The 8,358-nt window shown below is 41.4% G+C and carries 5 protein-coding genes and 1 pseudogene; all 6 read left to right on the top strand.

Translation table 11 applies throughout. The features are described from left to right. The coding region (locus ACFIM8_RS08610) for a VENN motif pre-toxin domain-containing protein (protein ID WP_375614788.1) at positions 1 to 1,365 on the top strand (1,365 nt) is incomplete at its 5' end. Positions 1,366 to 1,371: 6 nt separating this feature from the next. Further along, a complete protein-coding gene (locus ACFIM8_RS08605) occupies positions 1,372 to 4,002 on the top strand; it encodes a DUF6990 domain-containing protein (protein ID WP_375614789.1) in 2,631 nt (876 codons plus the stop codon). 8 nt (positions 4,003 to 4,010) lie between these two features. Continuing rightward, positions 4,011 to 6,335, top strand: a pseudogene (locus ACFIM8_RS08600) (DUF637 domain-containing protein); the annotation flags it as partial. A 62-nt stretch (positions 6,336 to 6,397) separates the two neighbouring features. Beyond that, entirely contained in the window at positions 6,398 to 6,976 is a 579-nt protein-coding gene (locus ACFIM8_RS08595) for an SMI1/KNR4 family protein (protein WP_375607500.1), read from the top strand. 42 nt (positions 6,977 to 7,018) lie between these two features. Beyond that, positions 7,019 to 7,501, top strand: a complete 483-nt coding sequence (locus tag ACFIM8_RS08590) for an SMI1/KNR4 family protein (protein WP_375607499.1) — start codon at positions 7,019 to 7,021, stop codon at positions 7,499 to 7,501. Beyond that, positions 7,498 to 8,076, top strand: a complete 579-nt coding sequence (locus ACFIM8_RS08585; RefSeq protein WP_375607498.1) for an SMI1/KNR4 family protein — start codon at positions 7,498 to 7,500, stop codon at positions 8,074 to 8,076. The genes ACFIM8_RS08590 and ACFIM8_RS08585 overlap by 4 nt, the downstream gene beginning before the upstream one ends. Positions 8,077 to 8,358 lie beyond the last annotated feature (282 nt).

Here is an 8,358-nt window from a genome sequence, read left to right as displayed (position 1 = left end):
GCTATGCTCCAGTTTCAATTGTGGGTGCAAGGCATTGTGAAAGAGGAAATGGGAGATCTAAACGGTCGCACCCCAACCGCAGAAGAGCAAGCCCGCATCACTGCAAAGATTGATGCGCAGTTTGCTGACTTTAGAGACCACACCATTGATGTTGCACGGGCTGCTGGGGGCGTTGCTGCTGCCCTTGCCGGTGGCGATGTTGATGCCGGCGCCGATGCCGCAGGTAATGCCGCTGCAAATAACTACCTCAGCAGTGCTCAACAAGCTCAGATGGAGAAAGAATTAAAGGAGTGTCCTGACTTTTTATGTGCAGCAGAAGTGTCTGCGAAGTGGACTGCGATTAGTACAGGGCAAGATATAAGCTTTGCGGCAGGTATGGTAGCTGGTGTCCCGGCTGAAATATACGATACGGTTGATGGTTTTTTGCAAATAGCCAAACATCCCAAAGAGACTTTGAAAGCGCTCAAAGATTTTTTCAGCAGTGGTGAGATTTTGGCGACAATTGGTCGGACCCTTGGACAGTCCTATGTAGATCGCATTAATAAAATGGAGGAGGAATATGAGCGAGCTGGTGCTGGTGGTTCCTTTAATGCTGGACTTGAATTTGGAAAATTATTGACTGAAACAGCATCCCTAATGACAGGAGTTGCTGGAGCAGCCAAGGGAGGCATAAAGCTTGGCGAAAAGGCTCTGGCTAAATTTGCTTCTAAGACTGAAGAAGCAGCTGCAAAAGCAGAAAAGGAAGTTGCCCAATCAGTTGGAAAAATTGGCTCTGAAGACAGTGCCAAGGGTGAAATGTCTCAAAAGCCTTCAAAAAGCAATAGCAATCGTGAAACACTCGAAAAAAATAAGGAGCATCATGACGGAAAGCGCACAGAAGAAATGCAAAAATTACAGGAAGCAGGATGCACAACATGTACGCAAGAAGCATCGTTTAAAAAAATAGTTGAGAAACCTGATGGTAAAGGAGGGACAAAGGAAGTTGCAATAAGATCCCGTCCTGATATTCTCTATATAGAGGATGGTGAATTAAAAATTGTTGAGGTAAAAACGGGGAATGCTGGTCTAACCGAAAACCAAAAGATTTTGGAAAAGGAGTATAAAACAGGAGATGCGCAACCCACAGGAGATGTTGTTTTAAAATTCCTTGAGAAAAACAAAGAAAAGCTAAATAAATATCAACAGGAACTCAGCGATTTTAAGAGAGATTATAAAGGAAGTGCAGAAAAATTTGAGGAAGCATTAGATGATTTTAAGAAAAATTGGCCTAAAGAACAACTGGGCAAGCGTTGGGGGAGACCGATAAAATACGAAGTTATTCGTCATCCGAGCCGTTTAACAGAGCTTCTTGCACAAGGAAAGTGATTCATGATGCAAACTAAAGATGTCACAGAGATTTTAAAAAGACTGGGCTGGGAGCCTTATCGTGATAACGTGGGGGATACTTTTGCGCATTATCATCTTCCCGATCGCATTGTCGGTATTGGCTATGGTGTAAAAAATTATGGAGAGAGTGGCAAAGAGTTTTTGCTTTCGGCTGATCTCACCACCGCTGCTTATTGTCTTGCTCGGGAATATTCTAGAGGTGAAAAATCACAGCGTAAATATGGAGATGTGCTGTTTTACGCGAAGGAGGATTTTAATGTTAAAGCTCCGGATCTTTCCGAAAGCCATATCACAACCGCTTTAAACAAAGTGATTGCATGGGCGCAAGCACAGGATATTGAAAAAGAGTTGTGCGAGGAAGCTACTAATCATTCTGCCGTTGCACAAGCATTACTTGGTGATATGGAGGCTTTAAGGAGTGATAGATCTACCCCAAAACTATCTGTGCCAGAATTTGCAGATTATAAAACAATGACATCGGATGATCGCCTGCTTTTTTTTGCACAGGCCTATAAAAATGGGGAATTAGACGATATTCTAACGCGCAAGAAGCCAAAACAGCGCTCGATAAGTCTCACAGCAGCAATGCGCGTTCTTAAAACACAAGGGTGGTTTTCAACGGAACCTGGAAAAATGTGGTTGATTTTGCCCGACCGCTTTATTCAATTTGATTTTGGTTTTATACGTCTTCATGATAATTACAATGTCCGTATTGAAGCTGAAATATCTAATGAAATGATTTCTGTCGCTTGCAATTGTATTCACTATAGTAAGGAATATTGGTGTGTTTCTCCTAAAAATATTTATAATTCTTTTAATACGATTGGGGGGGGGGTTTTTAGTGGTTTTGGTAAAGGCATTGATATTTGTGTAGAGACATTAGATGAGCAAGAGCTTATCAAAATCTCTGAGCGGATAATACAGTGGGCACGTGCCCAAGATTTACAAGCATCAATAGAAAGCAAAACACGTGTTCAAAAGTATAGCTACAATATACGTATAGTCTGGCATTTGGCTTGTTTAGCATTGACAGGTCAAATTGATGTTCTGAAATCTTATCAAAATTTTTTAGAAGCCGGTAAGATTTCTGAGATTTTGGATGACCGTGAAGTAGAGAGATATATTAACCATGCCGTTCAATTTGCTGAAGAATATCTGAAAATCCTTAATGAGCGAAAAGCTATAGATGATCGTCTTAGTTTACAAGATTTGTCTTTTCTTAATACAGTTTCTGAAGACTTAAAAAGGATGGACTGGACAGTCTATCGTGATAAAAATTACAATTGCAATGCTTATTTTATAACGAAAGATCGTATCATTAATATAGTGTACGACCTTGATAAAAAAGGAGAGACACCATTTGTTACCTTCAAGGTTTCTCTTTCAACACTTGGTTTTTCTACAGCTTATCGATCTATTTTCATCAATACTCCCCAATATACCGTTCTTAAAGAATCAGAAGAAGTTTATGCAGTTTCTAGTACTGAATTGGATGAAGGCAAGCTGAAACAGATCAGTGCGGATATTTTGTGCTGGGCTGATCGACAAAATGTGAATCAAATCATCTATGATTATGCGGCTTTGTCCCCAGACAGTGAATATGATTTTGCGAAGTTGCACCTTATTGCACTTATTCTTATTGGGGATGTTGAAAAACTCAAATTTTATAAGGAAAGTTTGAAGGATAAAAACTTTTCAGCTTTGATAAGGGAAAACATAGCACATATTATTGATAACGTCCTTGCTCTTGCACGCCGTTATCGGACTGGTTTTCCTAAAAACGCTCCGATTTTAAGCTTGGATCCGCAAACAGCATCTGTTGCTTCTAAAACAACTTCTGTTGAAGTGGCAGAGGAAGTGGATGAAGCGGATGACAATGATGATCGTCTCACCATGGAAAGTGCTCATGCACTTTTAAAAAGCTTAGGCTGGTCAACCGAGAAAATCAATGAGAATGACCATATGGCAAGCTATCAATTGGCTGATCGTGAAGTAGATATTCTTTATAACGACGAAATTGCCAAAGACTACCCGCAATTTGATAGCGCCTTTATGATTAGCACGGGCATTCTTTCCACCGCTTGTAAATTCATTGATCCTACCTACACGGAAGATATTCCAGATATACAGCTTAATTTTGAAGCCAAGGGATTGGAAATCTTTGAACCAGAAGTCACTGCGGATCGCTTAAAGCAAGCACTTGATGATGCGCTAGAATGGTCAGTCAAAGACATTGACCTTTCTAAAAGACTTCGCTCTGATTATGGCACTGCTCCTTGGCAACGGGATGCAACGTCTAAAGCAGATGATACGGATTATGCTTTGCTTCATCTTGGCGCTCTTGCCTTATTGGGCAATATTGAGACCTTACAATCTTATCAGCAAAGCTTTACGGCAGGTGATCACCTAGGCTTTGACGAGAGCATCAACAAAACCCACCTTGAACGTGCATTAGCTTTAGCCAAAGAAGTAGCAAAGGTGAAGCAAGTGAGCTACGCTTTGATTGAACGGGTGGCAGAAAAGTTTGATGATCAACAAGAGGTTATCAGCAAGGAGCAATCCCGCTCGTGGAAAGAGAAAATAGTCAATTTTATCGGAAAAAAAGACAAGAAATAGCACTTTAAGACCAAGATTTTAAGGATGTTTATCAGCGTAATGAAAACCTTGTGTGGTGGAGTGAGAGGGACAAAGGCTATCTGAAGGAGACCATCGAGCATGTCACCATAGATGCTAAGGGTGGCATAAAGCTTGATGCGGGCGATGGCTTTGTTGTTGAATATGAGGCAACCGGTGATTTAGACAAATCTCTTGAACAATTATCTCGCTCCCCAGGCATGGCATGGATTAAGCAACTGCGTGATGATCCAGAATTATCCAAGCAAGTTGATTGGCAAGCAGTTCGAGCTGAATTTAAAGACTGGGATTATAAAGCCCAAGGGCTGACAGAAGCTGGTGCGGCTCTCGTGGCCTTGGCTGTCACGGCGGTTACGGGTGGAGCAGCCTCTGGCGCTGCCAGTGCCATTACCGGTGCTTTGGGGCTTGGCTCGAGCACCGCCATGAATGCGGCGATACAGGCAGGTGTCCAAGCGCTGATTAACAAAAGCGCTGTGGCTCTTGTCAATAATCGCGGCAATATTGCCGGCGCCTTGCATGAGCTTGGCTCTTCAAAGAATGTTCTCAGCATTGTCTCGTCGATGTTGACAGCAGGCTTAACCAGCCAACTAACCGAAATGGCTGGTGTTGGGCAATCTTTGCCCAAAACCGCTCCTTTTGTCGATCGTATCGCCAGTGAAGCGGAAAAGAACCTGATCAAAGCCGCCATTGGCACAGGCGTTCAAACGGCTCTTGAGGGTGGTTCTCTTGACAAGAACTTTTTTAACAATCTGCGCATCGCCCTGTCTGATACGGTTGGCAAATCGTTGGCAGAAGAAATCGGTACTGCCAAGGCTGAAGGCAAAATAGATACGGTCACGCAAATCGTTGCCCACGCAGGACTTGGCTGTTTAAAAGGCGCTGTTGCAAGCGGTGCTTGCTCTGCAGGTGCTGTGGGGGGTGCTGTGGGCGAAGCCACCGCTATGCTCCAGTTTCAATTGTGGGTGCAAGGCATTGTGAAAGAGGAAATGGGGGACCTAAACGGTCGCACCCCAACTGCGGAAGAGCAAGCGCGTATAAACGCAAAGATTGATGCGCAGTTTGCTGACTTTAGAGACCACACCATTGATGTTGCACGGGCTGCGGGGGGCGTTGCCGCTGCCCTTGCCGGTGGCGATGTTGATGCCGGCGCCGATGCCGCAGGTAATGCCGCTGCAAATAACTTTTTGGGTAGTGCACAACGCGCTCAGATGAAGAAAGAGTTAGAAGAGTGCCCTGATGATCAGTGTCGAAGAGATGTTAACGAAAAATGGTTCGAGATTGATGAACAACAAGATAGAACTTTTTCGACAGGAATTATGACTGGTCTTATTGCCGATATACCAATCAAGCTATACGAGTTAACTGATGGCGCTGTGAAGAACATGATGTTACAAATGATAATATTTGCTAGCAATCCACGGGGGGGCGTTGAAAAGAGTTTTAAAGACATTGGAACAGGAGCGTCTTGGGTCGTGAGTGGACATGTTATTGATGATGTCTGGGAAGGTGCTGGTCAATTCTGGGGAGGTGTTGAGGATTCCTTTATAGGGGATATAGATTACGTAAAAGAGAATCTTGAAAAAGCGGAAGTTAACGGAGCTTTTAATGCTGGTTTTGAAAGTGGAAGATTATCAGCCGGAGTGTTAGAAAACTTTGTTGGAGGCGCTGGAGCAGCCAAGGGAGCCATAAAGCTTGGCGAAAAGGCTGTGATCAAGTTCAATGCTAGGAAAGATTTTGTCCAATTCGCTTCCAAGAAAAATCTTGCAGAACTTGCAGCTCAAGGAGATCCTGACAAATTTGCGGCGAAGAAAGAACTAACTAAACTTGCTGCTAAAGAAAAAAAGCTTTGGTTAAAAAAGAAACCCACTAAATTTACCGATAGCAAATTTGGACAGACCTACACAGTTTATCGGAGAGACGATTTGTTTGATCCTCATGCAAGGGTTAAATGGACTGAAAAAGGGGAAACGGTATGGGGCATCAATGTTGAAAGGACAAAAACAGGAAGAGCACCTATAGGGTTTGATGGTAAGCCTGTTGAGTTGCATCACCTAAATCAAACCCCTGATGGACCCCTAGCGGAAATTAGCCATGAATTTCATAAAAAATATACTTCTGTTATTCATGCTAATCCAAAAACACATCAATCGCTCATAGATAGAAAAAAGTTTGAGAAGCAGAGAGAGGAATATTGGAAAGAATACGGCAATGGGCATGGAGAACAAAAAAACAGTAGTTTAGGAGGAATAATTGATATGAAATGGGGTATCATAGGTCTAAATTTTGACAGATGGGGACAGGAGCACCGGCAGTAATACTCTACGATTGATGAAAAAAGAAAAAAGAAACTTATAAAATAATTTATGGAGGATAATTGATGAAAACCTATACCTTAGATGATGTTACAGTATTAGTTGATAAATATGAAGGTGATATTGTTAATTTTGCTAGCAAAGATAAGGAGGTTGATGATCTCGTGATTGAAAAAGCTGAGGAAATTCTTGGTTTGCAATTCACATCTTCCTATAAAGTTTTTTTAAAACATTATAAAGGCGGGGACATTGGTGGTTATGAAATCTATAGGCTTTATAAGGAGTGTGGAGAAGATATTCCTTTTGATGATATTGTTTTTCAAAACTTAAATGATAGAAAACGTGGTTTCGCAACACCAGAACAGCTTATCGTTTGTGATGCTGCTTTTGGTGAAACCTTTTATTTTGATTATACGCAGTTTAGGGATGGAGAATGCCCACTTTATGTTATGCTTCCATCTGAGGATTGCGAATATTATGCCAGTAATTTTTATGAATTCCTATGCAAAAGAATTATAGTACACGCAGGAGATGAGATACCTGATGGTGACCAACCGATTGAAAAGATTGAGAACACTCCCACTCCGAAACCTATCCCTTTTTACAAGAGTTTTTGGAAAAAACTATGGAGGAGGGGCAATTGATAGAAGAAATATGGAGCGTTACGCAAGTTTTGAGGATCATCTATGAAAAACTATACCTTAGATGATGTTATACAATTAGTTGATAAAGTTGATAAATATGATAGTGATATTGTCAGTTTTGGGACTGCAGAAAATGCTGTCGATGATATATGGATTGAAAAGGCGGAGAAAGCTCTCGGTTTGCAATTCACATCTTCTTACAAGAGTTTTTTGAAAAATTATAAAGGGGGAGAAATTGGTAGTGAGGAAATCTTTAGCGTTTATGCGGAGTATAAGGGCATTCATGCTGGTGACATTGTCTATAATCGCTTAACAGAAATGAAAAATGGTTTAGCAAAATCACAGCAGCTTGTTGTGAGTAGAACTGATTTTGGTGAGACATTTTACTTTGATTACTCTCAGTTTCAGGATGGTGAATGTCCGCTCTATTTTGAGGTAATATCTGGAGATCCCCTTTATTATGCAAGTAATTTTTATGAATTTCTCTGTAAAAGAATTAAGGACCATGCAGGGGAAGATTCATGAAAACCTACACCTTAGCTGATGTTGCAGTATTAATTGATAAAGTGAATAAATATGATGATGAGATTATCAATTTTGGTACTGCAAAAAATGCGGTTGATGATTTTGTAATTGAAAAGGCGGAGAAAATTCTCAGTTTACAATTTACATCTTCTTACAAGAGTTTTTTAAAAAATTATAAAGGAGGAGAAATTGGTGGCGAAGAAATTTTTAGCCTTTATAAGGATTGTGGGGAAGGTATTCCTGCTGGTGATATCGTTTACCAAAACTTAAATGATAGAAAACGTGGTTTTACGACACCAGAACAACTCGTTGTGAGTTATGATCTTGGTGAAACCTTTTATTTTGATTATACGCAGTTTCGGGATGGAGAATGCCCACTCTATGTCAGGCTTCCATTGGGCGATTGCGAATATTACGCCAGTAATTTTTATGAATACCTTTGCAAAAGGATTATAGTACACGCGGGAGAAGAGATACTTGATGGTGATCAATCGATTGAAAAGACTAAGAACACTCCCACTCCGCAACCTATCCCTTTTTACAAGAGTTTTTGGAAAAAACTATGGAGGGGATGACATTGGAGGTGTGGAAATTCTAGTTTTTCTAAAGACCCTCAGTACTACACAAGTAATTTTTATGTAAAAAATTTGCGGATCATGCTGGGGAAGTGATAATGCAAAGCCAAGGCAGAGGGAAAATAGACACGGTCACGCAGATCGTGGCTCATGCTGGTCTTGGCTGTTTAAAAAGCGCTGTTGCCAGCGGTGCTTGCTGCTGGTACTTTGGGGCTTGGCTCGAGTACGGCCATGAATGCGGCGATACAGGCAGGTGTCCAAGCGCTGATTAACAAAAGCGCT

Origin of the sequence: Bartonella sp. AC535YNZD (assembly GCF_042196625.1) — a bacterium.
Taxonomy (GTDB): domain Bacteria; phylum Pseudomonadota; class Alphaproteobacteria; order Rhizobiales; family Rhizobiaceae; genus Bartonella.
The sequence above is the reverse complement of the archived record's forward strand: the minus strand, read 5'-3'. Positions and strand labels throughout refer to the sequence as shown.